Source organism: Pseudochrobactrum mosebachae (genome assembly GCF_048914685.1).
Taxonomy (GTDB): Bacteria; Pseudomonadota; Alphaproteobacteria; order Rhizobiales; family Rhizobiaceae; genus Pseudochrobactrum.
The window spans coordinates 75,734-101,620 of record NZ_CP128409.1; the positions used below are offsets into that span (position 1 = coordinate 75,734).

17 protein-coding genes and 1 pseudogene are annotated in these 25,887 nt (G+C 50.2%); 13 read left to right on the forward strand and 5 right to left on the reverse strand.

Features of this window, described 5'->3' with window-relative positions; translation table 11 throughout:
* Positions 1–165: 165 nt before the first annotated feature.
* The 13 genes and pseudogenes from MP213Fo_RS14870 to MP213Fo_RS14930 form a co-directional block, all read left to right on the forward strand.
* A pseudogene (locus MP213Fo_RS14870) lies at positions 166–3,075 on the forward strand (monovalent cation/H+ antiporter subunit A); the annotation flags it as partial.
* A gap of 80 nt (positions 3,076–3,155) precedes the next feature.
* Entirely contained in the window at positions 3,156–3,491 is a 336-nt protein-coding gene (locus tag MP213Fo_RS14875) for a Na+/H+ antiporter subunit C (protein WP_421091308.1), read from the forward strand.
* On the forward strand, positions 3,491–5,152 hold the full coding sequence (locus tag MP213Fo_RS14880; RefSeq protein WP_421091309.1) for a monovalent cation/H+ antiporter subunit D: 1,662 nt from the start codon (positions 3,491–3,493) through the stop codon (positions 5,150–5,152). Before MP213Fo_RS14875 ends, MP213Fo_RS14880 begins: the two co-directional genes overlap by 1 nt.
* The gene (locus tag MP213Fo_RS14885; protein ID WP_421091310.1) at positions 5,149–5,631 is read left to right on the forward strand and encodes a Na+/H+ antiporter subunit E; all 483 of its coding nucleotides are present in this window, start codon (positions 5,149–5,151) and stop codon (positions 5,629–5,631) included. The genes MP213Fo_RS14880 and MP213Fo_RS14885 overlap by 4 nt, the downstream gene beginning before the upstream one ends.
* A complete protein-coding gene (locus MP213Fo_RS14890; protein WP_421091311.1) occupies positions 5,628–5,909 on the forward strand; it encodes a K+/H+ antiporter subunit F in 282 nt (93 codons plus the stop codon). Before MP213Fo_RS14885 ends, MP213Fo_RS14890 begins: the two co-directional genes overlap by 4 nt.
* Positions 5,906–6,259: a monovalent cation/H(+) antiporter subunit G gene (gene mnhG, locus MP213Fo_RS14895; protein WP_421091312.1), complete on the forward strand. Its 354-nt coding sequence runs from the start codon at positions 5,906–5,908 to the stop codon at positions 6,257–6,259. Before MP213Fo_RS14890 ends, mnhG begins: the two co-directional genes overlap by 4 nt.
* 140 nt (positions 6,260–6,399) lie before the next feature.
* Entirely contained in the window at positions 6,400–6,981 is a 582-nt protein-coding gene (locus MP213Fo_RS14900) for a GbsR/MarR family transcriptional regulator (protein ID WP_421091313.1), read from the forward strand.
* Positions 6,978–8,822 (forward strand): thiol reductant ABC exporter subunit CydD, encoded by a 1,845-nt coding sequence (cydD, locus tag MP213Fo_RS14905; protein WP_421091314.1) that lies wholly within the window; start codon positions 6,978–6,980, stop codon positions 8,820–8,822. Before MP213Fo_RS14900 ends, cydD begins: the two co-directional genes overlap by 4 nt.
* Positions 8,819–10,519, forward strand: a complete 1,701-nt coding sequence (cydC, locus tag MP213Fo_RS14910; protein ID WP_421091315.1) for a thiol reductant ABC exporter subunit CydC — start codon at positions 8,819–8,821, stop codon at positions 10,517–10,519. The genes cydD and cydC overlap by 4 nt, the downstream gene beginning before the upstream one ends.
* Positions 10,520–10,710: 191 nt before the next feature.
* Positions 10,711–12,330, forward strand: coding sequence for a cytochrome ubiquinol oxidase subunit I (locus MP213Fo_RS14915; RefSeq protein WP_421091333.1), 1,620 nt, complete (start codon positions 10,711–10,713; stop codon positions 12,328–12,330).
* Positions 12,330–13,475, forward strand: a complete 1,146-nt coding sequence (gene cydB / locus MP213Fo_RS14920) for a cytochrome d ubiquinol oxidase subunit II (RefSeq protein ID WP_421091316.1) — start codon at positions 12,330–12,332, stop codon at positions 13,473–13,475. Before MP213Fo_RS14915 ends, cydB begins: the two co-directional genes overlap by 1 nt.
* Before the next feature lie 87 nt (positions 13,476–13,562).
* The gene (cydX, locus tag MP213Fo_RS14925; protein ID WP_421091317.1) at positions 13,563–13,685 is read left to right on the forward strand and encodes a cytochrome bd-I oxidase subunit CydX; all 123 of its coding nucleotides are present in this window, start codon (positions 13,563–13,565) and stop codon (positions 13,683–13,685) included.
* A gap of 432 nt (positions 13,686–14,117) precedes the next feature.
* Complete coding sequence (locus MP213Fo_RS14930) at positions 14,118–15,059, forward strand: helix-turn-helix domain-containing protein (RefSeq protein ID WP_421091318.1); 942 nt, start codon at positions 14,118–14,120, stop codon at positions 15,057–15,059.
* 48 nt (positions 15,060–15,107) lie between these two features.
* Here MP213Fo_RS14930 and MP213Fo_RS14935 read toward each other — a convergent pair whose 3' ends face one another.
* From MP213Fo_RS14935 to bcsA, 5 genes are all read right to left on the reverse strand, one after another.
* Positions 15,108–17,726, reverse strand: coding sequence for an autotransporter outer membrane beta-barrel domain-containing protein (locus MP213Fo_RS14935; protein WP_421091319.1), 2,619 nt, complete (start codon positions 17,724–17,726; stop codon positions 15,108–15,110).
* A gap of 199 nt (positions 17,727–17,925) precedes the next feature.
* Entirely contained in the window at positions 17,926–20,109 is a 2,184-nt protein-coding gene (locus MP213Fo_RS14940) for a cellulose synthase (RefSeq protein ID WP_421091320.1), read from the reverse strand.
* The gene (locus tag MP213Fo_RS14945; protein WP_421091321.1) at positions 20,106–21,188 is read right to left on the reverse strand and encodes a glycosyl hydrolase family 8; all 1,083 of its coding nucleotides are present in this window, start codon (positions 21,186–21,188) and stop codon (positions 20,106–20,108) included. Before MP213Fo_RS14945 ends, MP213Fo_RS14940 begins: the two co-directional genes overlap by 4 nt.
* Complete coding sequence (locus MP213Fo_RS14950; protein WP_421091322.1) at positions 21,178–23,634, reverse strand: cellulose biosynthesis cyclic di-GMP-binding regulatory protein BcsB; 2,457 nt, start codon at positions 23,632–23,634, stop codon at positions 21,178–21,180. Before MP213Fo_RS14950 ends, MP213Fo_RS14945 begins: the two co-directional genes overlap by 11 nt.
* The gene (gene bcsA, locus MP213Fo_RS14955) at positions 23,631–25,868 is read right to left on the reverse strand and encodes a UDP-forming cellulose synthase catalytic subunit (protein ID WP_421091323.1); all 2,238 of its coding nucleotides are present in this window, start codon (positions 25,866–25,868) and stop codon (positions 23,631–23,633) included. Before bcsA ends, MP213Fo_RS14950 begins: the two co-directional genes overlap by 4 nt.
* Between the last annotated feature and the right edge of the window lie 19 nt (positions 25,869–25,887).

A 25,887-nucleotide genomic window follows, 5' to 3' on the forward strand; every position in this document is an offset into this window, starting at 1 on the left:
CCTGTGTAAAAGCGATAAAACTGACTAATTTGTGCCCAATATGCGGAAATCACATGCAGATTATACAAACAAGCACTTGCTATTATGGCACCCGAAACCACATAATAAGCATCGGATTTAACGAGATAATTTTGTTAATGTACTAATTTCAGGAGGCCGGCGCGGATGGTGACGGACGGAAAAGTCCTTTTTTTGCTCATCACACTGCCATTTATTGGCTGCGCCCTTACAGGCTTTCTACGCTCGAATGACAGACAGGTTGCTGTTTGGTTTGCCGGTCTGACGGCATTAGCGGCATTGCTGCTCAGCATGGCGCTCTATCCTTATGTTACCGATGGTAAAGTTCTGCATACCCAGCTTGCATGGCTGCCTGCTTATGGTCTGAATGTGACCCTGCGTATGGACGGTCTGGCATGGCTGTTTTCCATGCTGGTCACCGGTATCGGGCTGCTGGTGGTGATTTATGCGCGCTATTATATGTCGTCTGAAGATCCGGTGCCGCGCTTTTTCTCGTTCTTTCTTGCCTTTATGGGCGCTATGCTCGGCGTGGTGCTATCGGGCAACCTGATCCTGCTCGTGGTGTTCTGGGAACTCACCAGTATTTTCTCGTTTTTGCTGATCGGTTATTGGTATCAGAATGTCAGCGCCCGTGATGGTGCGCGTATGGCGCTGACAGTTACCGGCCTTGGCGGTTTTGGTCTGTTGCTCGGCGTGTTGCTGCTTGGCCATATGGTTGGCAGTTACGAACTGGATGTTGTGCTGGCTTCCGGTGATATTATTAAAAATCATCCGCTTTATACCGTGGCTTTGGTGCTGATCCTGCTGGGCACATTTACCAAAAGCGCGCAGTTTCCGTTCCATTTCTGGCTGCCCAATGCCATGGCGGCACCCACCCCGGTTTCGGCCTATCTGCATTCCGCGACAATGGTCAAACTTGGCGTGTTTCTGATGGTGCGGTTGTGGCCGGCATTGGCCGGTACTGAAGAATGGTTCTGGTTGCTGGGGCTTGCCGGTCTAACCACATTGGTGCTCGGCGGCTGGTTTGCGCTGTTTCAGCAAGATCTTAAAGGTCTGCTGGCCTATTCAACCATCAGCCATCTTGGCCTGATCACCGCGCTGCTCAGCCTTGGCAGTCCGCTTTCTGCGGTGGCCGCAATTTTCCATATGGTCAATCATGCTATTTTTAAAGCATCCCTGTTTATGGCGGCAGGTATTATTGACCATGAAACCGGAACGCGGGATTTACGAAAACTCAGCGGTCTGTTCCGGTTTATGCCGATAACGGCAACACTGGCTATGGTGGCCAGTGCGTCTATGGCTGGTGTGCCGCTGCTCAATGGTTTCATTTCCAAAGAAATGTTTTTCGCGGAAACTGTTGAAACGCATCTTTCATCATGGCTCGATACCGTAACCCCTTATGTGGCCACATTGGCGGGTGCGTTTAGTGTTGCCTATTCAATCCGGTTTATCTATTCGACATTTTTCGGACCGCCGCCGGTGGATCTGCCACATGTGCCGAAAGAGCCGCCGCAATGGGTACGTTTCCCGATCGAATTGCTGGTGCTGCTCTGCCTGTTGATTGGTATTGTGCCGAGCCTGATTGTCGGGCCGTTCCTGCATACCGCCGTGTTGTCGGTGCTGGGCGCACAGACACCTTATTACAGCCTCGCAATCTGGCACGGCTTTAACCTGCCATTGCTGATGAGTGTGATCGCGCTGATCGGCGGAACACTGCTGTTCATGCTGATGAAAAATTATCTGGCCAAATGCGAGCAGGGGCCGCCATTACTGCGCCACCTCAATGGTCAGCGTATTTTTGAGATCGTGCTGGTTACCGTGTCATGGAAATGGGCGCGCAGCGCTGAAAACCGGCTTGGTACCCGCAGACTGCAACCACAATTACGCTTGCTGATCCTTGTCTCGATTTTTGCCGGTGCCTGGCCGATCTATCAGGCCGGATTGTGGATGGGCCCTCTAGCGCCGCTACCGGTTGATCCGGTTTTTGCACTGGTCTGGTTTGTCGGCGCGCTTTGTGCGGTTGGTGCCGCTTATCAGGCTAAATATCACCGTCTGGCATCGCTGATGCTTTTGGGGGGGGCGGGTCTTGTAACCTGCTTTACCTTTGTGTGGTTGTCGGCACCCGATCTGGCGCTCACGCAGCTGCTGGTTGAAATCGTCACAACAGTTTTGCTGCTGCTTGGCCTGCGCTGGCTGCCAAAACGCTGGCAGGATGATGCATCCGCCAGTATCCCACTGGTGCCGCGTATCCGCCGCTACCGTGATCTGATTATTGCAGTTGCCGGTGGTGGCGGTATGGCGCTGATCGCTTATGCGATGATGACGCGTTTCAGCCCTGCCAATCTGGCCGATTATTTCCTTGCCAATTCCTATGCGGAAGCGGGCGGCAGAAACGTGGTCAATGTGCTGCTGGTCGATTTCCGCGGCTTTGATACGCTGGGTGAAATTACCGTGCTCGGGATTGTCGGGCTCACGGTTTATGCGCTGCTACGCCGTTTTCGTCCGGCGTCTGATACAATTGAATCGCCGCGTCAGCAACAAATTCAAAACGCCTATGACGAAGCGAGCCCTGAGCGGCGGGCAGGGGCAACGCTGTCTGAATATCTCGCGGTGCCTTCCGTTATTATGCAATATTTGTTTGGTGTGATTATTGTTTTTGCCATGCATCTGTTGTTGCGCGGCCATGATCTGCCGGGTGGCGGTTTTGCCGCCGGTATTACCATGGCGATCGGCTTTATTCTGCAATATCTGGCCTTTGGTACCCGCTGGGTTGAGAGCCATTTGCGTATTCTGCCGGTTAAATGGATGGGCTTCGGCCTGTTATGCGCAGCAGCAACCGGCGCCGGATCGTGGTTTGCTGGTTATCCGTTCCTGACCACATATTTCGAATATGCCGAACTGCCGCTGATCGGCAAAATGCCGGTAGCATCCGCATTGTTGTTTGATATCGGGGTATTTACTCTGGTCGTTGGTGCAACCGTTCTGATGTTGATTGCCTTGGCGCATCAGTCTATCCGGCACCGGCGTACTGAAAAAACCCAGTCGGAACAAGCCGAGCAGGCTATGCAGGCTGCACAAGCCGGTCAGTTAGGGGTGGCAGGACAGCCAGAACGCATCGGGCAGGGAGAAGCACGCTAATGGAACTCATTCTCGCCCTTGGCATTGGTATTCTCACCGCATCCGGCCTGTGGTTATTGCAACGACCGCGTACGTTTCAGGTGATTATCGGCCTGTCATTGCTGTCTTATGCAGTTAATTTGTTCATCTTCAGCATGGCCAGTCTGCGGCTGGATTCTGCACCTATTCTCGGCGATGAAATTGACCCCTCGCTTTATACAGATCCGCTGCCGCAGGCCTTGGTCTTGACGGCAATTGTGATCGGCTTTGCGATGACGGCACTATTTCTGGTGGTGATGCTGGCAGCCCGCGGTCTGACCGGTACTGACCATGTCGACGGCAGGGAGAGCCAATAATGCAGGATTGGCAAAACCACTTAATTATAGCGCCGATATTTCTGCCGCTTGTAACGGCAGCTTTGCTGCTGCTCTATGATGAGCGCCGCCGCGTTTTAAAAGCCTCTATCAGCCTTGTCTCGACATTCCTACTGTTTGTTGTGGCCATTATGCTGGTCAATGCTGCCAACACACCGGATGACAGGGTTATCCCTTATCTGCTTGGTAACTGGCCAGCACCTTATGCCATTGTGCTGGTGCTGGATCGTTTTTCGGCGATGATGGTTCTGCTTACCAGTGTACTGGGGTTGGCGGCGCTGTGTTTCTCGCTGGCGCGCTGGCATAAAGCCGGTTCGCATTTCCACACCTTGTTCCAATTGCTGCTGATGGGGCTGAACGGCGCTTTTCTAACCGGTGATCTGTTTAATCTGTTTGTGTTTTTCGAGGTGTTGCTGGCCGCATCTTATGGTCTGGTGCTGCATGGCTCCGGCGCAACCCGTGTTAAAGCGGGCTTGCATTATATCGCGGTTAATCTGGCGGCATCATCGCTGTTTCTTATCGGCGTCAGCATGATTTACGGGGTGACCGGCACGCTGAACATGGCCGATCTGGCACAGCGTATTCAGCAGGTGCCGGCCGATGATCTGATGTTTTTGCAGGCTGGCGGCGCCATACTCGGCACTGCGTTTCTTGTTAAAGCCGGTGCTTGGCCGCTAAATTTCTGGCTGCCTACCACCTATACAGTTGCCGCTGCACCGGTTGCCGCCTTGTTTGCAATTATGTCTAAGGTCGGGATTTATGTGTTGCTGCGCTTGTCGCTATTGTTTTTTGGAGAGCTGACCCCCGGCACAAGCGGTTTTGGTGATACGGGCTTGTTTTATATTGGTCTGGCCACGATCACTTTCGGTCTGATTGGGGTTTTGGCATCGCAGGCGCTTGGCCGTATAGCGGGTTATAGCGTGCTGGTTTCATCCGGTACGTTGCTGGCAGCAATCGGCACCGGCAATATTGCGGTGACAGGTAGTGCGCTGTTTTATATGGTTAGTTCAACACTGACGATTGCAGCTTTTTTCTTACTGATCGAGCTGGTCGAGCGCGGGCAGGATGCTGCAGCCAACGTGCTGGCGGTAACTATTGAAGCCTATGGTGATGAAGAGGAAGAGGACGAAGAAGAGATTGGAACCGTTCTGCCGGCCACGCTGGCAATTCTGGGAGCATGTTTTGCTGTCAGCGCGATCTTGCTGATCGGCCTGCCACCTTTCTCGGGATTTGTTGCCAAAATTTCGCTGCTATCGGCACTGTTTAATCCGGAGGGTATGGGCAATGAATCCACGATCTCAACCGGAAGCTGGCTCTATGTGTCGCTGATCATTCTGTCGGGTGTTTCTGCACTGATTGCGATGTCGCGCTCCGGTATCCGTACCTTCTGGGCGTCGATGGAAGGCAATGTACCGCGTGTGCTGATTATCGAAGTGGCGCCGGTTGCAGCATTGCTGTTTCTGTGTCTCGTCCTCACAATTCAGGCAGGGCCGATGATGCGTTATATGGATGCAACGGCACAATCGCTGCACCGCCCGCAAAATTATATTGATCATGTTTTGCAGGCCAAGCGCTCAACCGGCTTTGAACCGGCAATCACTCAAACGCCATCTGGATCAAATATAGGAGGCAGCGCACAATGAGAGCTTTGTTTCCGCATCCTATTTTGTCACTCAGCTTCTGGCTGATGTGGCTGCTGCTGGCCGGCTTTACACCGGGGCAGGCAATAATCGGGTTTTTTGTCGCCACAGGTGCAGCGCTGGCCTTTACCTCGCTGGCGCCTGATCCGATCCGCGTGCGTTCGCCGCGTGCGATTATTGAACTGTTTTTCAGGGTCTTTGCCGATATTTGTCGGTCAAATATCGCGGTGATGAAGATCATCATCTTTAATCCGAAGCAGCGTCAGGCCGGATTTGTAACAATTAAGCTGGAATTGCGCGGGCGGTTGCCACTTGGTATTCTTGCCTGCATTGTTACGTCTACACCCGGCACTGCGTGGGTCAATTTTGATCCGATGAGTGGTAATCTGCTGATCCATATTCTTGACAAGGCCGGTGAGGAAGAGTTCTGCAAGGTTATTAAAGACCATTATGAACGCCTGCTAATGGAGATTTACACATGAGTGTTGTGATCTTATTTTGGGCCCTGGTTTTAACGCAGGCGTGTTTAGGGCTGGCGCTGTTATGTGCGGCCTACCGGCTGATTGTCGGGCCACGCGCGCAGGATCGGATTCTGGGTCTTGATACGCTTTATGCGACGATGATGATGTTGTTTATTACCTTCGGTATACGCACTGGCACTGTAATTTATTTTGAAACGGCTTTGGTAATTGCACTGCTTGGCTTTGTTTCCAGCGTGGCATTGGCAAAGTTCTTGATGCGCGGTGAGGTGATCGAATGATGCATGCAGCCAATCTTCCGCTATGGGCGGCCATACTGGTTTCAGTGTTTATGCTGGGCGGTGCAGTCATTACATTGATAGGGGCAATTGGTTTATTACGCTTTAAATCATTCTATGAGCGTATTCATGCGCCAACACTTGGCACAACTTTTGGTGTCGGTGGTATACTGATCGCATCAATTATTTTCTTTAGCACCTTGCAATCAAGACCGGTTTTGCATGAACTGCTCATTACCGCTTTTGTGTTTGTGACAACGCCGGTAACACTGATGCTTTTGACAAGAGCAACCATGCATCGTGATAAAACGGATGATAGCAGGCAATTGCCGACTTCAACCGACATTTATTGACGATATTAAGGTTGCCTGTTCTCTGATTTGTGTTGCGACTTATTGTCCTGAACAGATTAGCGTGTTGCGGAGGAGCAGCAATCATAATATCTGAATTTACAGTAATTTCTGAAAGTTCAGAAAATACGGGAGCAACTAATTTGGAATTGTCGCCAATCGTACAATCATTTGTACTCCACTTCGGGGAGATGGGCAGTCGCTGGGGTATCAACCGCACGGTCGGGCAGATCTATGCCTTGCTCTATGTTTCTAAAGAGCCGCTCTGTGCGGATCAGGTTGTTGAAGCTCTAGGCGTATCACGTTCAAACGTATCGATGGGTATCAGAGAATTGCAGGGCTGGAATCTGGTTCTGCTGAAGCATATTCCGGGTGATCGCCGCGATTTTTACTCAACACCGGGTGATGTCTGGCAAATTTTGCGCACGCTGGCAGAAGAGCGCAAGAAGCGTGAGGTTGATCCGACCTTGAGCGTGCTGCGTGAAATTTTGATGGAAAAACCATCGACAGAGAGTGACGCTTTTGCGCAAGGGCGGATGAGCGATATGCATGGGCTGATTGAGCGTCTGACCAACTGGTATGATGATGTTAAATCGCTGGAAACCGAACGCCTGACAATGCTGCTCGGCATGGGTTCCAAAGTCACCCGTTTTCTGGAAGCCAAAGACAAAATTGTGTCGCTCGGCCGTAGCCGTGCAACGAAAAAAGAAGGGCAGTCAGAGTGAGTGAAGCTTTATCCGGTACTGTTGTAACACCAAGACTACCGGAAACTACCACTTTTGACCTTGCAAATTCCACCGGCAGCGCTGAGGCTGCCGGTACCAAACCGGTTTCAGCACGCCGCCGTAAAAAACGCGCACAACCCGCTAATTTACGCAAGGGTAGCTTGTTGCAAGTGCTGGCCGCGCTGATCTGGCTGCCGCAGGCAGCTCTTATGGCTTCAGCAATCAACCAGCTTGCCGTCAACCGTACGGTTGATAATCTGCTGCTGATCATTGCCGGTCTGTTCATTCTCGGCCTGTTACGCACAGCCTTGCAGGCAGCAGGCGAGCGCATAGCATTTAAAGCCTCCCGCAAGGCATTATCAGAGTTACGCGAAAAATCACTCAAAGCGCTGTCTGAGCGCTCTCCGCTTGATCGCAAGCGCGTTGCCTCGGGGCAGGCCGCCAGTATTCTTGCCGAGCAGGCTGAAATGGTGGTGATTTACTGGTCGCGCTATCAGCCGGTACAAATGAAAGTCATGAGCGTTCCATTTGTCTTTCTCGGTTTTGTGCTGTGGTATTCATGGGTCGCTGCATTGGTATTGCTGTTTGCCGCGCCGTTGATTCCGATTTTTATGGCACTGATCGGTTATCGTGCCAAAGCTGCCAGTGAAGAACAACTGGTTGAGATGGGGCAGATGAACGGCTTTCTGCTCGACCGTTTACGCGGGCTTGCAACTATCCGTACCTTTCATGCCGTTGACCTGACCGCACAACGCTTGCGCCATAATGCCGAGACGTTGCGTCATAAGACTATGATTGTTTTGCGCATTGCGTTTCTATCTTCCGCCGTGCTGGAGCTGTTTTCTGCGCTTGGCGTAGCCATGGTTGCTGTTTATACCGGCTTTCATCTGCTGGGTCAGGTCGGGTTTGGTGCATGGGGCGAAACGCTTACATTAGGGCAGGGCCTGTTTATTCTGTTATTGGCGCCAACATTTTTTGAACCATTGCGCGAATTATCTGCCGTATGGCACGACCGCGCAGCCGGTGAAGCCGCGATTGATGCACTGGAAAATATCAGCGCCGGCGGCATGGCCTTAACTGCCACCAGCAATTCTGATGCTGTGAGCGTGCAAACAAAGCCTGATCAGGCTGTGACGCTGCGCGATGTTAATTTCAGCTATGATCATGAACAAACTCTGCTGCTGAAAGATTTTAATCTCAGTATTACCAAGGGCGAGCATATCGCCCTGCTGGGGCCAAGCGGATCCGGCAAATCGACCATTCTTGCATTGATGGCCGGTCTGGTCGCACCACTGAAAGGTGATGTGTTGATCAATGATATGCCGCTTGATCAAAAAAATGCCGAGACACTGCGCCAGAATTTTTCATGGATCGGGCAAAAACCACATATTTTTTCAGGCAGTGTGCGCTCCAATATTGCTATGGGACGCGCGGAATATAGTTTGAATGATGTGCAGGCGGCGCTGAAAACTGCAGCACTCGACAGTGTGGCTTCAGCTGCTGCTGAAACGGATTTGGGTGAAAACGGCACCGGTCTTTCAGGCGGTGAAGGCTTGCGGCTGGCGCTGGCACGCGCTGCCCTTAAAACTGATGCCAGTATTATCTTTGCCGATGAACCAACCGCACATCTTGATAGCGAAACGGCTGCCATGACCACGGAAGGGCTGCTGGCCCTGGCACAGGGCAAAACCCTGATCATTGCGACCCATGATGAAGAACTGGCACTGAAAATGAGCCGTATTATCCGCTTAGATACGACAGCAAATGCTCCATTGCAGATTGGCAGTGACAGCACATCACCGGAAGATTTCGTATCAACCATTCGGAGGGCTGCCGAATGACCAGGCTCGCAGTTCTCAAACCGGTATTAAAACTGTTTTTTACGGAAAAACGCGGCAAATTATGGGCCGGTATGGTGCTGGCTGCTGTCACCGTTTTGTGCGGTATTTTGCTGCTCGGCCTGTCGGGCTGGTTTATCACAGCAACTGCTATTGCTGGTCTGTCGGTTGCTACCGCTGTTGTGTTTGATGTGTTTGCACCGGGTGCCGGTATTCGCCTGCTCGCGATTATGCGCACAGCCTCGCGCTATGCTGAGCGGTTGGTTACGCATGATGCAACGCTGGCTGTGCTGGCAGCAATGCGTGAAAAGCTGTTTCGCAGCTGGGCAGCACCTCAAGCGGCCAAAGAATTATTACGCCGCCCGTCGCGCTTATTGTTTCGCCTGACTGCCGATATTGATGCGCTTGATGCGCTATATTTGCGGGTGCTGGTGCCGGCAGCTGCCGCCTTCGCCACGATTGTGGTGGTTGGCTTTGCCTTTTTCCTCATCAATCCGGTGTATTCGCTTGCGGTGGTGCTTATTCTGGCGGCTGCCGGTCTTGGCCTGCCGCTGATTGCAGCTTTTTGGTCGCTAAAACCGATGCGCCGCCGCGCTAAGGCAGTGGAAGCGCTGCGTGCGCGCACGATTGATCTGGTTTCAGGCCAGACCGATTTGTTGATGGCCGGGCAACTCACGGCTCAAACTGCTGCGGTGCAAAGCGCAGATCAGCGTTTGTCGCAAGCCGATGACCAGCTCAACCGCGTCGAGATCACTGTTGGTGCCGGATTTGGTGTGGCAACTGCTCTGTTGCTCAGTGTTACACTTTTGGGCGCAGTATGGCTTGCGCAAGCCGGTATGATTTCTGCCCCCGTTGCCGCTTTTGCGTTGCTGATGGCACTGGGCGCAATGGAGCCCTTTGCAGGGTTACGGCGTGGGGCAATGGAGCTTGGCCGTACTCTAATGGCAGCGCAGCGTGTGGGCAACCGTTATGAAACTCAGCCGCAATTCTATTTGCCGGTACAACCGGCAGACCCGCATGAAGCGGTGTATCTGCACAATGTTACACTGCGTTATGACGATAAAACGCGGGCTGTTCTCAATGATATTCGTTTAACCGTTCAAAAAGGCGAAAAACTTGCGATTGTTGGCAGCAGTGGTGCCGGTAAATCGACACTGATGGCGCTGTTGGCAGGCGAAATAACTGCGCAGACCGGTATTGTCAGGCATTTGCTTGCAACTTTACTAACGCAAAAAACGCAGTTGTTTCAGGATAGTCTGGCTGAAAACCTGCGTCTGGCGCAGCCCCGGGCCAGTGATGATGACTTGCTGCAAGCATTGGAAACCGCAGGTCTTGCAGATACGGTTGCTGCTATGCCGTTGCAGCTTGAAACCATGCTGGGAGAGGGCGGTTTAGGCCTTTCCGGCGGGCAGGCGCGCCGTCTCGCACTCGCACGGTTGTTTTTACATAATACGCCGCTCTGGCTACTGGATGAGCCGACAGAAGGGCTCGATAAAACCACTGCACAAGACATTTTGCAGCGACTGGCACAAACTGTAGCGGCGCATCCGGACAGAACAATGATTATTAGCACGCATTTACGCCGTGAGGCTGAAATTGCCGATCGTATTATTGTGATCCGCAACGGACACATTTCACATCAGGCACAAAAGCAATCGCCGGAATATTTAAAGATTCTGGATGATTTACGTCAGGTTTAATTATGGTCAGACAGTATTGATTAAACAGTTAGTCATAGAATTAGATAGTTATACCTTAACATGATAAATTAGTGTATTTATAACTATCTGTTATGTCAGCCTGACCTGCGATTATTTTATAAATGCTGTTGTACAATAATGTCAGCAGCTGAATATGTGAACAGGAGCACCGCCCCCCGCGGTGAAAGATGATGGAACTCGATATTGTTTCACTATCCCGTCTGCAATTTGCAGTCACAGCTCTGTACCACTTTTTGTTTGTTCCGCTGACCCTCGGCCTTTCTGTGCTGCTGGCGATTATGGAAACGGTTTATGTTATGACCGGCCGCGCTATCTGGCGGCAGATGACAAAGTTTTGGGGTACTCTTTTTGGTATCAACTTTGTCACCGGTGTTGCCACCGGTATTGTGATGGAGTTTCAGTTCGGGATGAACTGGAGTTATTATAGCCATTATGTCGGCGATATTTTTGGTGCCCCGCTGGCACTTGAAGGGCTGATGGCTTTCTTTCTTGAAGCTACCTTTGTCGGCTTGTTTTTCTTTGGTTGGGATAGGCTTTCTAAATTAGGCCACTTGATGGTGACCTATCTGGTGGCTCTTGGCTCCAACCTTTCTGCATTGTGGATTCTGGTCGCCAATGGCTGGATGCAAAATCCGGTTGGCTCCAGCTTTAACCCTCAAACAATGCGTATGGAAATTACCGACTTTTTTGCCGTGATCACCAATCCGGTGGCACAGGCAAAATTTGTCCATACAGTCTCTGCGGGTTATGTCACTGCATCAGTTTTCGTGATTGGTGTCTCGGCATGGTTTTTGCTGAAAGGCCGCCACAAAGATTTTGCCAAGCGCTCTATGACTGTTGCTGCCTCATTTGGTCTGGCAGCCTCTCTCTCCGTGATCGTGCTTGGTGATGAAAGCGGATATCTCTCCACCGAACACCAGAAAATGAAACTGGCAGCGATTGAGGCCATGTGGGACACCGAGCCTGCGCCGGCATCATTCACATTGTTTGGTATTCCGGATCAGGTTAACCGCGTTACCAATTATGCTATTCATATTCCTTACGTGATGGGTCTGATTGGCACGCGCTCACTGACCACAGAAATTGCCGGCATCAATGAACTTACAGCCAGTGCTGCCGATCATATTCGTGACGGGGTCAAAGCGTATGATGCTCTGCAAACGATAAAAGCAACCCCGCGCGGAGAACAGCCACCGGCTGACGCTGCGGCAGCCTTTGCTCAATATGGTGACAAGCTTGGCTATGGCTTGCTGCTGCGTAAATATGTTGAAGACCCACGACAGGCTACGCCTGAGCAAGTGCTTGCCGCTGCCAATGATACGGTGCCGGGAGTGCTGCCGCTGTTCTTCTCATTCCGTATCATGGTTGGTCTCAGCATGTATTTCCTGCTGCTGACCGGCGTTTTCTTTGTCCTTTCGGCACGCAGAAAGCTTGATGCCCATCCGTGGTTGCTTCGTGTTGCAGTCTTCTCGATCCCGCTGCCTTGGGTTGCGGCGGAAATGGGCTGGTTCGTTGCCGAATTCGGCCGCCAGCCGTGGATTATTGAAGGTGTGTTGCCAACAGCGGCAGCAGTCTCTCATCTGACTGTCGGTACAGTGCTGTTTACTCTGATCGGCTTTATCCTGATCTATAGCGTGCTGTTTGTGATTGAAATGGGCGTGATGCTGCGCGCAATCCGCAATGGGCCGCAGCCCGATAATGCCCCTGTTTCAGCGATACTGGCAAAGCCTGCACCCAAAATTGCAGCCACAAATACATCAGGACCCGTTTCAAGTATGGAGGCAAGATAATGGTACTTTCAGAGCTTCTTGACTATTCCACTCTGCGCCTGATCTGGTGGGTGTTGCTGGGTGTGTTGCTGATTGGCTTTGCCGCCATGGACGGCTTCGACCTCGGCATTGAAACAATGCTGCCCTTTGTGGCACGCAATGATCTTGAGCGCCGTGTGGTGCTTGAGACCATTGAGCCGGTATGGGAAGGCAACCAAGTCTGGCTCATTCTTGCTGGTGGCGCAATTTTTGCCGCATGGCCACAGCTTTATGCAGTGTCTTTTTCCGGCTTTTATCTGGCGATGTTCATCATCCTGTTTGCCCTGATCCTGCGACCTGTCGGTTTTAAATATCGCAACAAGCGTGAAAGTTATCGCTGGCGTAACAGTTGGGACTGGGCACTGTTTATTGGTGGCTTTGTACCATCTTTGATCTTTGGTGTGGCTGTTGGCAATGTATTACTGGGTGTGCCATTCCGTATCGATGATGATATGAGAATCTACTATGAAGGCTCATTCTTCGCTTTGCTCAATCCTTTTGCTTTGTTGGCAGGACTATTGTCCGTGGTGATGCTGGCCATGCATGGCAGCTCATGGCTGGCGGTTAAAACCACAGACATCATTGCCGGTCGTGCAAAGCGCTATGGTACCATTTTTGCTCTTCTGACAATTCTGCTCTATGTGGCTGGCGGGCTCTATCTCTGGCAATCGGGCATGGGATATCGCATTACCAGTGTGATTGATCAGAATGGTCCTTCAAACCCGCTGTTTAAAACTGCGGTTACAGAGCAGGGCGCGTGGTTATATAACTACATTCGCTATCCAGAACTTTGGGCAATACCGGCACTTGGTCTTGCTGGTCCGCTGCTGGTGATTGCCATGTTATGGGCCAAGCGGCCGATATTGGCGCTGATTGTGAGTAAATTGTCGATTTTTGGTGTTATATCATCAGTCGGTGTGGCGATGTTTCCATTCATCCTCCCGTCTTCGCTCGACCCTAACTCAAGCCTTACCGTCTGGGATAGTTCGTCCAGTCATATGACCTTGTTTATCATGCTGATCAGCACCGCAATCATGCTACCGATCATTCTGCTCTATACCAGCTGGGTATATTATATTTTGCGCGGCAAGGTGACAGAAGAAGACGTGGCAGAAAGTCATTATTGAAAATTTATCCCGATGTGCTGCTGCCGGATGATACCGGCAGCGTTACCCCATTGAAGTGTCGTTTTAGACGACAGAACAGGTTAAAATATGTGGTATTTTTCTTGGATTCTGGGTCTGCCGCTCGCTGCCGCTTTTGCAGTACTTAATGCTATGTGGTTTGAGCTGATGGATGATGCAGCGAAAAAGAAAGAGCAGGATCAGCTCCTGTAACCGTGGCAATCTGATTGCTCTGTATGATAGTTATATATTATTTGAGGCCGGCCGGATATTCTGGCCGGCTTTTTTGTTTTCAAAAATTACAAATAATGATTGCAACTATAGATTGTAAATATTTGCAATCTATAAACCTGCACGATCGGATAACTGTGGTGGCAATTTATTTTCAAAATCCAAAATAAATTATCGAGTATAATCATTAGTTTAGAAAAAACAATAAATTCCCGGTATAAAATTCCTGATAATATCAATTTATTAATTTGCAAAAATAATACAACCTATGGTAGTTTTTACTTGTTTTGAACGTCAGGATTACAAATAGCCTGTGTAATTTCAAAGTGCAGTCAAATAGCACTAAGGCAAAGTAAAACTATCTAATTCATATTGCGTGTTCTGAATAATTTTATCAATTTATCGGGGGATATTATGGATTCATTATTTGCCAAAACTGAACTTGAACAGCAATCAAAACTCCCTGCCTATTTATTTCGCCAATCGGACATCAGTGTAAACAATAAATTTAGTGATAACTTTAAAACGCTTATTCATCATAATAACCAGTTGGCTTATATTATCAGTCAAAGTGGTGAATTCAGTTATGAACATGATCATCACGTGGTGTTTATCACACTTGCTCCGATCAAAGATCTGTATTGGTCGTTGCAGAGTAAATTCAGTGAGAAATTTGATGCACCGGCGGGATCAGTACTGATTATACCTAAAAATACCGAATATAAACTTAGTTTGCCGATTGAAGCAGATTTTATCCAGTTGGCGCTTGATGAAGATTTATTAGATAACTTACAGGATATTACTGGTAGTTTACAGATTGAAGAACTTTTTCCACATCCCAGTCGCTTGCCCAATCCTAAAGCTTTGCTTGTTGCTAATTTAATACGATCCGAATTGCTCAAAAATGCGCCCGTCAGTGGTGGTTATGTACATGCCCTGCTTTCGGTTTTAATGGTGCAACTGGTTCAAAACCATTCATTTTTGCGTGCCGGCAATGCGCGTCAGGAAAATGGCGGGCTGTCCTATCAGGCTTCAAGACGTATTGAGGCTTACTTACGTGAAAATTTCATGCGCAAACTTTCAATCGAAAAAATGGCCCATGTGCTGGGTGTTTCGGGTGGGCATTTTCTAACATCATTCCGCGAAAGTTTTGGCCAAACGCCGCATCAATTTCTGCTGATGTTGCGTTTGAACTCTGCCGAAGAAATGTTGTTGGAGACAGATATTTCACTGGCTGAAATTGCAGACAGGGCAGGCTTTTCAAGCCAAAGCCATATGACCACAGCTTTAAAAAAATGCCGTCTCACAACACCAGGGGAACTACGCCGCAAGCGTGTAACTGCGGGTAAAAAATAATGAAAGACTGACAGGAGCCATCAGAACAGCTGGCTCCTGTTATCATTATTAAAACCGTAATGTTGCGGATGTGCCAAATCGATGATTTTTAATCTCTTTGCTAAGTAACCCGCTATAGATCACATTCACATCAAAGCGTTCTGAGCGCAATAATGACAGTCGTGCATCCAGCATCAGGTAATCTCTGCTGAGGCCTGTGCCACTGATTTCAAACGGTAATGCAGATGAAAATGCCACCTGACGCGCAACCTGCTGATCACCGAAGGCGCGGTTCCATGCCGCTTCAAACTGGGCATCAACGCTAAACCCGTTGCTCAGCATAAAACGTTTATTCATTCTTACGCCGAGTGTGCCAATGGTATTTCGCAAAGTTGCGTTGGCGCCGCTCAAAGCTGCATCCATCACACCATATTCCTGAAACGCATTGAAATGGCTGTTAACATAACTCACGCCGGCAAAAGGCTCGATTTCAAATCCGGCTGCATTCAAACGATAGCCGGCTTCTGCAAAAACCTGTCCTGTCCACGCCTTATAATCACTTTGCACTGAGCCGGTGAGGGAAGGTAAGTTGATGCTCCTGTCCGTATCAATCGCATGTTGCTGATAGGCAGCACCCGATCGCAAGCCAAAGCCCTCATAGTGCCAGCCGGCATAAAAACCGCCGCCGAAGGTTTTAATATCAGCCGTGCTCGCACGATCCGCAATTCTGAGCCTATTTTGTTCGTAGTTACCGGCAAAACCTGCGGTAATCTCGTCTGTGATTGTACGCTCAACACCACCGGTCAGCCCGTAACCGCTCAAACGGGCGGAAGCGACATTGCCTGATGCATCACCGTTATAGTCGCCACGCGACCGGGTCACCGAAAGCCAGCTTTTCCACAGCTGATCATCGCCACCGCCGGAAAGGCGCGCGCGTTGCAGCAAGGCCATTCGCAGCAGGCTGCTATTATCATGCACAGTACTTTCCACACTGGCGTGAATTTCACCGGATAACTGATTAAAATTATGTAGGGCATCGGTTTTTGAGCCGCTGATCAGCGCGCGATAAATCAACCGGTCAGGTTCCAGCCCTTCAATCGCATTGGCCACTGCGGTCTGGTTTTGTGTTTGCGCCACTGATTCAAAACGCACTGTGTTGCGATCAAGCGTAATGCCGGTTCCGTCAACACTCAGCAAAGGGGTCACAAAAGCAAAATCATGAGCAATATCCGGCGCAAAATTAGATCCGGCAAAACTTTGTGCATCGATAATCTTGTAAGTTTTTCCTAGAGCGTAGAGCAAATCAGCGGCACGTTGAATTTCAAGCTTACCACCTTGCAGCTCAACATCCTGAGCAATCAACTGGCCATAACCCAATATCAGATTGAGCGTTGAACTTTGATTGAGCACTGCATTGCCGTGCAGGGTTAGAACTGTGCTGCCAAGATTAACAGTGCCCGCACTGCTAAGTGCGCCAAGCCCCAGTTTTCCGGTATCCATACGGCTGGCGTCAAACTGTGCATTCTGGTCAATCTGTACGGTGGCAGTTCCGCCATCCGCATGGCCTTCAAAACGTGTAACACCACCTTCACTGGTCATAATGGTAGATTGTGCGGCCGAGCTTTTATCGCTGAATGACAGATCACCGGCATTAACAATCATGCTGCTACCGGCACTTGCCTGCCCGTTAAAGCGCAAATCTGCATCGGCATTGTTGATCAGATTTGCAGAGCCGGCCTGACTGTTCTGAGTAAAGTTTACCGAGCCGCTATTGGTAAGTGTGGTGCCCGCACCATCCGCCTGACCGCTGAAGGTAATTGTACCGGTTTTATTATTAACGATAGCGGTTTGCGCTGCCGTGCTGTTATCGCTGAATTCAAGTTTACCGCTATTATTGATATTGGCACCTGCACCGGTGCTATCAGCAGAAAAGTGAATACTACCGGTCTGGTTATTATCAATCAGGCTGTTTTTTGCTGAAGACTGATCCGCAAAACTGATCTGCCCGTTATTATAAATATTGCGATATCCGGCATCAGACTGATTATTAAAACGGATTGTGCCGGTGGCATTATTCGTGATCAGCGCATTATCAGCACTGGCGCTGCCATGAAAGGCGGCATTACTATTATTGGTAATCACTGCGCTTCCAGCAGAGGCATTATTGTTGAAAACCAGATTGCCATCGGTATTGTTGACAAGTCGCGCATCAGCGGCAGTGCTGTTTTGGTTAAAGCTCAGCACGGCATCGGCATTATTGGTGATATAGGCGCTTGCAGCCGTTGTATTATCATTAAAATGCGTGGCACCACCGGTATTATTGATGATCCCTGCGGCCGCGGCCGTGCTGTTATCATTAAAATACAGCGATTCATTACTGTTATTGGTAATCTGCGCATCACCGGCAGATTCAGACCCTTGATAGATCACAGTGCGCCCGTCTGCCACATCACTGGCAAGCATGGCAAAAGGCTGTGGTGCGAGGAGGGGCGCGGGGGGTGCCGCAGGCACGGCGAGGTCTGCAGGTTTGGTGGCAGCAAGGTCACTTTCCAATATCTGAAACGGTTCTGCGCCAGAAGAGGCATGTGCAGAGATGCCAAAGATTATTGTGGCAACGCCTGCGCATAATACAGCGCGGTTAAGCTGCAGAGCTGAACGCTTTTGATATCTGTCGTGAATAAGTTTCATGACTATTGTGATCCAAACCGGCAGAAAATGCTGCATATTCTATGCGATGTGCTGCATCACCGGATCACTGCAATCCGGTTAAACTTTATGGTTAACGTATAATGATTAATAAAATTTCTAAGAAATGACCGCCATATATATTTCCATAAAAAAGCCCGCTGAAATTATTCAGCGGACTTTTCTAACTTAACAACAGGGATCAATGCGGCCTTTGTAATTCGCGAATTGCGGCCATGCCACGGATGCCTTCGCGGTCACCGGAAGCTGCTAATGCTTCATAAATAATCCGTGCATCATCATAGCGGCGCAGCTTGAGAAACGAGGCCGCCTGCAACGACATCAGGTCTTTACGGGGCGGGGCAATCTGCGCCCTTTGCTCCAGAATAAACAAGGTGTCGCGGAAGTTACCGCCCCGATAGGCAGCAACGGCACGATCAGACAAGATGGCAACGCGCAGCTCTTTCTGACGAGATTTGTTCATCGGTGCTTTAATTGCAGAAACCGCGGCTTTATCAACCAGACCAACACGCAAATATGCAAGGCTTTGGCCATAGGCTGCCTCCGAGCGATCCTTGGCAGAGCCGGTTGCAAGCGCCGATTCAAAGCTTTTCACGGCCTCAAGCGGGCGGTTCATTTCCATCAGGCACCAGCCATGTGCAACCGCATTGCCGCCTGTTGGCGCTGGCCCTTCATTGGTACTGCGGCAATTACGGCCGGCTGCAGTGGAATTTACAGCCCGTGTGTTACCACCTGTAGCGCGCGCAGGCATTGTGGCAGGTCTTTGTTCCACAACAGCTGGCGCAGCCTGCTGGGTGTAGGCCGACTGATATGGCTGTTGTTGCTGAAGCGGTAGAATTTGTTGGATGGGCGGCGGATAAGGCAGTGCAGGATTGGCTATCACCGCATTACGGTATCTGTCGTTGACTGTGCCGACTTCAGCGATACGCTGTGAAAGCGCGCCCCAAACATGTTTGACCTGCTCCACGCCCGCTCTGTCGCCAATAGTATAGAGGCTGACAGTAAGCCCATAGGCTGAAGGCTCATTGGCATTATCCCAAGATAAGGCTGTTTGAAACCATTGAATGGCTGTTGGCTGCTGGCCGATAGCACGGGCATACCAGCCCAGCTGTTCGGCTGTGCTGACATTTTTTTCACTGATCACAGCCGAGGCAATTCGGGTCATCACATCCTGCGCAATAGCTGCAGGCAGTCGTGCAGGCGGATCGCTCGCCAGCAAATTAGCGGTCGCGGCAAAATAAACGGCGGCTGCCTCCGGTGATTGATCACGCCATGGATACATTACATTTTCAGCCTGCGCATAATCGCCGCGGCTATTCAGGATCAACGCCAGCCCTTGTGAAACCGTTACGCTGTCATCTTTTTCTTGTGCGAGCAGAAACCATTTTTCAGCGCCGGTGATGTCATTACGGCGCAGATAATACCAGCCAAGCGTCTCTGCATCACTGGCAGAACCATCTTTTTGCGCTAATTTTTCAAGCGTAACGAGATAGTGCTTATCCAGTTTCATCGCCGGATCTTGTGCCGCAAGTGCCACAAACCGCCGTGCGATATCATCGCTCAGAGATGCAAATTCTGCGGTGCCGTCCGGATTGGTTTTTTGCTGCGCCAGTACCTGCTGTACCTGTTCATAGGGCAGGGTTTCCAGTGCTTTTTGCACGGTCACCAACCGGTCTGCAGGCACAGTACAGGTGTTGAGTATATATAAATAGCCATCGCGCGCGCGATCGGTTTTATCCAGTTTTGCAAAAGCTTCAGCCAGCCGCCACAACACATCAACCTCGTTACAGGTCAAAAGCGGCTGGCTTTGCGCTGCCAGACTAACCACCATCTCATATTGTTTATTATCAGAGGCATTGATCAGCCGTTGGCGCGCTTCTGCCAGATCAAGACTGGCTAAAAGATCTGTAGGCACTTCCCATGCCGGCTCCTGGATTTTACGCGTAGTGATGGCCTTGCGCAATTCAGCATATTGGCCATCGCCATAGAGTTTCCACAACTGGTCAAGCTTGGTGTCACGAATTTGTACAGGTGCAAGCGGGTTTTCAGGCGGCGACCAATCCGGGTACAGTGCTTTCAGGCGTGCAATTTCAGCCTGCAAACGGGTTTTATCGCCACGTGTGGCAAAGTAGCGCAATGCGCTTTCATCCACCTCAGGCTGCGCATCGGTTTTATGTCCGCTCTGATTGGTGGGCCTGCTTCTCACGCCAGTGGCCGAGACCGGTAAAACCACGGCGTCACCGGCGGCATTTTCAATGCCTAAATCCGGAGCAAAGCCCAAGCCTGATTTGAGACTGTCTGAAAACCAATAAATGCCGACAGCAGCGGTGGATGCCAGGAGCAATGATATGAGCAGATTTTTCATAAACACTCCTTATGGTTTTGGCCGATATAAGACAGCGCCAGCAGGTGCAGGGTTGAGGGATAGTAATGCGTTGGTGTAAAGCGACGAACATCCTCATACAATTTGGTACCGCTATTAATGCAGGCCGCAAGTTGCGGAATAATCCGGTAACCCGGCTCATTCAGTGAGATTATTGTTGTATTTAAAGTCACATTCACCAGATTGATATTTCCGTTCTCTGCAGTCATGGCCTTGGCAATGTGTTGTGTCATTGCTTGTTTGCCAAAACCGGCTCTCGACAAATAAAGGGCAATGCGTAAATTATTATACCCGAATTCCGGTTCAAAACCGTGTGCTGGGTGCGGAGCATTGCGCAGGCTGATCCAGTCAGAGGGCAGTTGCGCAGTGCCAAACCGGCTTTTTTCCAAAAGATTAAGCCCGCTTTGGGTTAATGCCGCCCATAGAGGCGAGGGCACCAGTTCATTGAAAACCGGAAAGGCCTCAAACACCAGATAAGAGAGATTGATCACCGGGCCGTCTTCCCGCTCATCACGTGAAAAACCGCGAATTGCCGGCAGCAAGAGTGTTTCACCATTCTGCTCGGTGATCTGCTTTTTCAACAAAGTTCCGGCGATCGTGGTCGCTGTTTTACGGTATTCTTCATTGTTCCATTTGCGGGCAGCAAGCGCGAGCGCATAGGCGATCAGGATGTCGCCATCGGAAGCATTATTGGTATCGGTAATATGCGGGCGGACAGCAGGATCCCACTTCCACACTGAAAGGCCATCATTACGGATCAGCATTTCGGTCTGCGTGAAACTCCAGATCAGTTCGAAATCAGCCTGCCGGTCAGCCATATAAGCGAGAAGGAGCCCGTAACCCTGACCTTCACTATGGCTGATATGCCCATTCGCGTCATCAATGATCCGGCCTTCTCTGGTGAGAAACTTCTCAGAATAGGCAGTCCAGTCTTGCAGGCTGATCATTGCAATTGCTTTATCTGGCGCAGTCGCGGCATCAGACAACGCGCTCTGCAATGGCAATAGCCAAGCAGCACCAGCCACAATTGCCGTGAGCCATCTGTTTTTTCTATTTTTCATCGTCCCGTCTCCCGAAACGTGAAAGCATGACAGATGTGGAAAGGCCCATGAGGCCGAGCGCGCCAAGCAGCACCAGCACATAAGACAGCGCATTGCTGGAGAACCAGTTGGTTGCAACCAATCGCAGATTGGTAAATGACATTGGCTGGGTTGCCAGAAATTGCATATTTTGAACCGCTATGGTTTCAAGAGCTTGTTGCTCAATATTATAGGTCGAAATCCGACCATCAATCTTTGTCCAGTTATTATGCTGTGCCAGACTTTCCATGCCATTGCGCAGCATCACCGTATCCGGTGCCGTCACCACTGTCCATGCACCTGCACCGGAAGGGCTGGAGCCCTGTGCCGCGAGCAATGTTACAGATTTTGATGGAATAAACAGTGTGTCTTCACCCGGAAACAGACGTAATCCATCCGAAATGTTAAATGTTTCACGGATAGCTGCGTAAAAATTCTGCAAACGACCGGACCAGCCGGATTGCAATTGTTCCTGCCACTGGCTCAGCGTGTAATTGCTATTAGCCTGTTCAGGTTTGCCGATATCATCGTCACTCCAGATACCTTTGGCTTTTGGGTTGATACCTGTTTGTGCCAGTACTCTGTCCGGTAAATTGGTGATGGCACCCACAAAAACGGTATTGCCGGTTTTCAAACCATCTTCCGGATGTACATGATCAATGTGCAATGGTCTGCCTGCCGCTTTTGCCAGATTACCCATCACGGTTGCCGAGGCTGAAAGCACATTATAATCATTCAGGTTAGCGTAAAGCTGCAATGCGTCTGTTGAAAAATTATACGGATAGGCCATGCCTGCGGTGGCTGCCAGATTAGGGGTCTGGCCAATGCGGCCAAAGGCCGGCATTTTAAATTTTGATGAATCAAACAGTGCAAACCGTGGCATATCCGATGACGAGGTGCCGGGTGCGCAGGTTTTATCCGCGTCGGTGAGCAGCACCGCTTCAATGGTGACGGTGTTGAGCCCCGGGTGAAAATTGCGCATGGCGACATTGATCGGCAATTGCTTCATCACACCGCCGCCACTGCTGGTGATGGGTATGGTGGTTGCAATATTATCATTGACATAAATATCAATGCGGCTGCCGGGCAGAACCTCGGCGGAATAAGCAGCATCGAGCAGAACTGTTGCCGAGCCATAGGCATTGGCATAAAAATCTGCCGGTACACCGAAGGTAAACGCATTACGCAGGCGTCGGCCGCTGAATTGCTGGGTCTGAATGCCAAGCTCGGCAAAAGACAGCACTGTAGCATTACGCAACAATTGCGCGTCCGGCAGGTTCCAGTTTTGTGTTTGCAAAGAATGACGCAAAGTATTGGCAGGCTGCTCGGTCATTGTTACCAGCTCAGCTATATTCTGCTCTACTTCGCGCCATGTTTCGCCGGATACCAGCAGAAACTGTTCTCCCGTTTGCGCATTGGATAAAAAGCGCAAGGATTTTAAGTCGTCTTCATCCTGCGGAATTTGCAAGGCGTCAAACACGGTAACCAACTCATTATGCGTGCCGACAAGCACAGTTAACTCACCGGAATGTGCCCCGTCGCGATGTAAGGTGGCAGGGCTTATAAATTCATCAACCGAAAAACTCTGATTGGGCATACCACTGATAATAGCCAGCGCCTGCGATAAATCGAGCAGGCTCGCACCATTATCACCTTTGCCGGATCCCGGGGCAATTATATTGAAATGCGTTCCGCCTTTAGCATTAACACCAATGGCTGAAATATCCTGATTGCTTACAAAACCCTTATTGCTCTGTGCCTGATTTCCAGCGGGGAGATCAAACACGAGATAGGTTTTGGCCGGATCGATATTGGTCCATAATTCATAAGTGGATTCAATGCTGCAATCAGTGCGGTGACGTTGCTGTGCACGGATAGTCAGTGTATTGGCGCCGGTTTTCAAAATATCTTTTGGCACATCAACCATGATCTCTGACACTTGATCAGAGGAGCGCACAGCTTGGCGCAAAATCTCGATATTATTGAGACTGACGGTAAAATACGAATTTTCCGGTGCAACAAGAATTGCACTTTGATAACCGAGATTAAGCCGCGCCGGTGCACTTGCTTCCTGTGCAGTCAGCCTAATATTCCAGCTGCGCTGATATTGCTCGCCGGTAAGTGACAGATGATCTGAGGGCACAATATAACGGCGCCAGGGCTGAGTATTTTCAGTGGCAACCGGCACATCATGAATTGTTTCCGGAACAATCATTTCAGGCGCCGCGGGTGTAGCAGGTTGCACTACATCACCGACTTCCGGTGCCATATCAAATGGCTTGGTAACCGGTGTTTGCGGCACGCTTTGCATATCACCTTCAATCCGGCTTTGAGCAAATGCTGGCAGCGCTGTTATCACGCAGGTCGCCACAGTTGTTGCAAGCAGAGTGCGCTGAAAAATGTGCGAAGATGAGGCGTAATTTGTCATATCTTGCCGCCTTTCTGCGCAATCGTTTCGGGTGTTGAATGGGTTGGCGCGCCGGCCGGAGCAGCAGGTTTTTTCAGCTCCGCTTTGTCTTTATTCAGGCCGAGGAAATAGGATAATCCGCGGCCTGTCTGATAAAGCGAAAGCGCAAGAAACCAGATGGTTGCGTGCAGAACACCGGGATTGGTACGGCGCTCGCGCTGAATTTCGCTCCAGCGGGCGGAATTGGCAAAAATCAAATCGGCAACAAGGCGGTGATGGGCGGCATTTTTAGGCTTATACAGGCAGCCGACCGACAGCAGATCGCCTTCGCGTTTCACATTACGAATTTCAATCGGCAGATTACCGCTTTGCTGTTCGGCATGGGTGATAAAGCGCGCTGATGTTTCTTGCCCGATACTGAGCGACGAGACATCGCCCGCATAGATCGTGATATGCATGCCATTGGCCGATACGTCATTAATCGTAGAGGCATACCATTGATCATCAATCAGCATTTCGCAGCGTCTGGTCACCTTCACGCGCACAGTTGAGGAACGCTCACCACGCTCGGATACCACACCCAATGCACAACCGGCCATAATCAGATTTAGCAAGGTCCAGCCACCCACAACCAGCAAAACATCGGCTTTATAAGGCTCGGTATAAATACGATATGCGGCGTAGAGCAGGGCGATAATCAGCACCACAAAAATGATGAAGAACGGCCGCGCAATTTCTGAAAGGCGGCTTACCAGAATGGATTCATCTTTTGCTGTTACGTTGAATGTCGGCTTGCTCGGATTGAGGATTACAGAAATAATCGCCGGCAGCAAATGCACGGATTGAACATATTCGTAAAGTTCGGAAATCCATGGCCAGCGATAAGCGCCATAAAGATAGTTTTGCAACATCAGGTTCATACACAGATAAATCAGCGTATAGGCCAGAAACTCACCACCTGAGGCGACAAAAATCTGCAGGTCAAAAAACAAGTAAAACAGTGGCGCGATCAGGAATGTCATCCGCGCAAACGGAAACAGCCAGAACAAAGTGGAAGACATGTAGCACAGGCGCTGCGGCAGTGTGAGACCCGGCAGAAACGGCGGAAAACGATAACGTAAAATTTGCATCATGCCCTGTGCCCAGCGGCTGCGCTGACCGATAAAGCTTGCAAAGGTTGCAGGTTGCAAACCGGCAATCAACGGGCGATCAATATAGACACTTTCCCAGCCCTGAGCATGTAAATTAACTGCTGTTTCGCAGTCTTCGGTAATACTCACACCACTAAAACCATTGGTCGTAGCCAGCGCTTCGCGGCTAAGCAGAGCTGCGGAACCACAGAAAAACGCAGCGTTCCATTTATCCAGCCCGCGCTGGATCATGCCGTAGAACATTTCGTTTTCACTCGGCATCTGGTTAAAAGTACGCAGATTGCGCTCTACCGGATCCGGATTGATGAAAAAATGCGGGGTTTGTACCAGAAACAATTTGGCGTTATCGCTGAAATAGCCAACGGTCTCGGTTAAAAAATTACGCGCAGGTGCGTGATCGGCGTCAAAGACCGCAACCAAGGCCCCGTTTGAATGGGCTAAACCATTGTTCAGATTACCAGCTTTTGCGTGTTCATTGCGCGCGCGTGTCAGATAATTCACACCAAAATCAGCGCATAATTTTGTCAGCTCTGCGCGTCTTTCAGTGGCGCGGCGGCTTTCAAGCAAATTGGCCGAATTGCATTTTTGATCCGTACCGCCGTCATCAAGCAACCATATGGTCAGGCGGTCTGCAGGGTAATCCATATTAACTGCAGCGCCCAATGTATTGGCGAGCAGTTTGGAATCTTCATTATATGTGGGAATAAACACATCAACCGCAGGCATTTCAGCTACTTGCAATTTGATTGCAGCAGGCGAAACGCGCGGGAAAGAAATCACGAACATTGACAGCGCCAGCATCATCACACTGTACATCTCAGCCAGATAAAGCATGATGCCCGGAATGAAGTTCTGCAGCTGGTTAACTGGCGGCAATGTTTGTGTTGTACGCCAATATACATAGCGCAGCACTACCGATGTGCCGAGTGCCAGCACCACAAGCCGCCATTTGCCACCCACCCGCAAATGTTTCAATATCGCGACAACAATCAGCAAGCTCACACCAAGAATAAGCTGAGTTGGCAAATTGATCGGCATGAATGTTAATAAAAGCACGCATAATGCAGATAACAGCCAGCATAGAAAAACACCGACTTTAATCATCGCGCGCTCCTGTTCTTAT

Coding starts and splice junctions, on each gene's coding strand:
- MP213Fo_RS14875 (WP_421091308.1), top strand. CDS start 3,156: ATGGAACTCATTCTCGCCCTTGGCATTGGTATTCTCACCGCATCCGGC.
- mnhG (WP_421091312.1), top strand. CDS start 5,906: ATGATGCATGCAGCCAATCTTCCGCTATGGGCGGCCATACTGGTTTCA.
- MP213Fo_RS14915 (WP_421091333.1), top strand. CDS start 10,711: ATGGAACTCGATATTGTTTCACTATCCCGTCTGCAATTTGCAGTCACA.
- MP213Fo_RS14930 (WP_421091318.1), top strand. CDS start 14,118: ATGGATTCATTATTTGCCAAAACTGAACTTGAACAGCAATCAAAACTC.
- MP213Fo_RS14890 (WP_421091311.1), top strand. CDS start 5,628: ATGAGTGTTGTGATCTTATTTTGGGCCCTGGTTTTAACGCAGGCGTGT.
- cydX (WP_421091317.1), top strand. CDS start 13,563: ATGTGGTATTTTTCTTGGATTCTGGGTCTGCCGCTCGCTGCCGCTTTT.
- bcsA (WP_421091323.1), bottom strand. CDS start 25,868: ATGATTAAAGTCGGTGTTTTTCTATGCTGGCTGTTATCTGCATTATGC.
- MP213Fo_RS14950 (WP_421091322.1), bottom strand. CDS start 23,634: ATGACAAATTACGCCTCATCTTCGCACATTTTTCAGCGCACTCTGCTT.
- MP213Fo_RS14940 (WP_421091320.1), bottom strand. CDS start 20,109: ATGAAAAATCTGCTCATATCATTGCTCCTGGCATCCACCGCTGCTGTC.
- MP213Fo_RS14935 (WP_421091319.1), bottom strand. CDS start 17,726: ATGAAACTTATTCACGACAGATATCAAAAGCGTTCAGCTCTGCAGCTT.
- cydC (WP_421091315.1), top strand. CDS start 8,819: ATGACCAGGCTCGCAGTTCTCAAACCGGTATTAAAACTGTTTTTTACG.
- MP213Fo_RS14885 (WP_421091310.1), top strand. CDS start 5,149: ATGAGAGCTTTGTTTCCGCATCCTATTTTGTCACTCAGCTTCTGGCTG.
- MP213Fo_RS14880 (WP_421091309.1), top strand. CDS start 3,491: ATGCAGGATTGGCAAAACCACTTAATTATAGCGCCGATATTTCTGCCG.
- MP213Fo_RS14945 (WP_421091321.1), bottom strand. CDS start 21,188: ATGAAAAATAGAAAAAACAGATGGCTCACGGCAATTGTGGCTGGTGCT.
- cydB (WP_421091316.1), top strand. CDS start 12,330: ATGGTACTTTCAGAGCTTCTTGACTATTCCACTCTGCGCCTGATCTGG.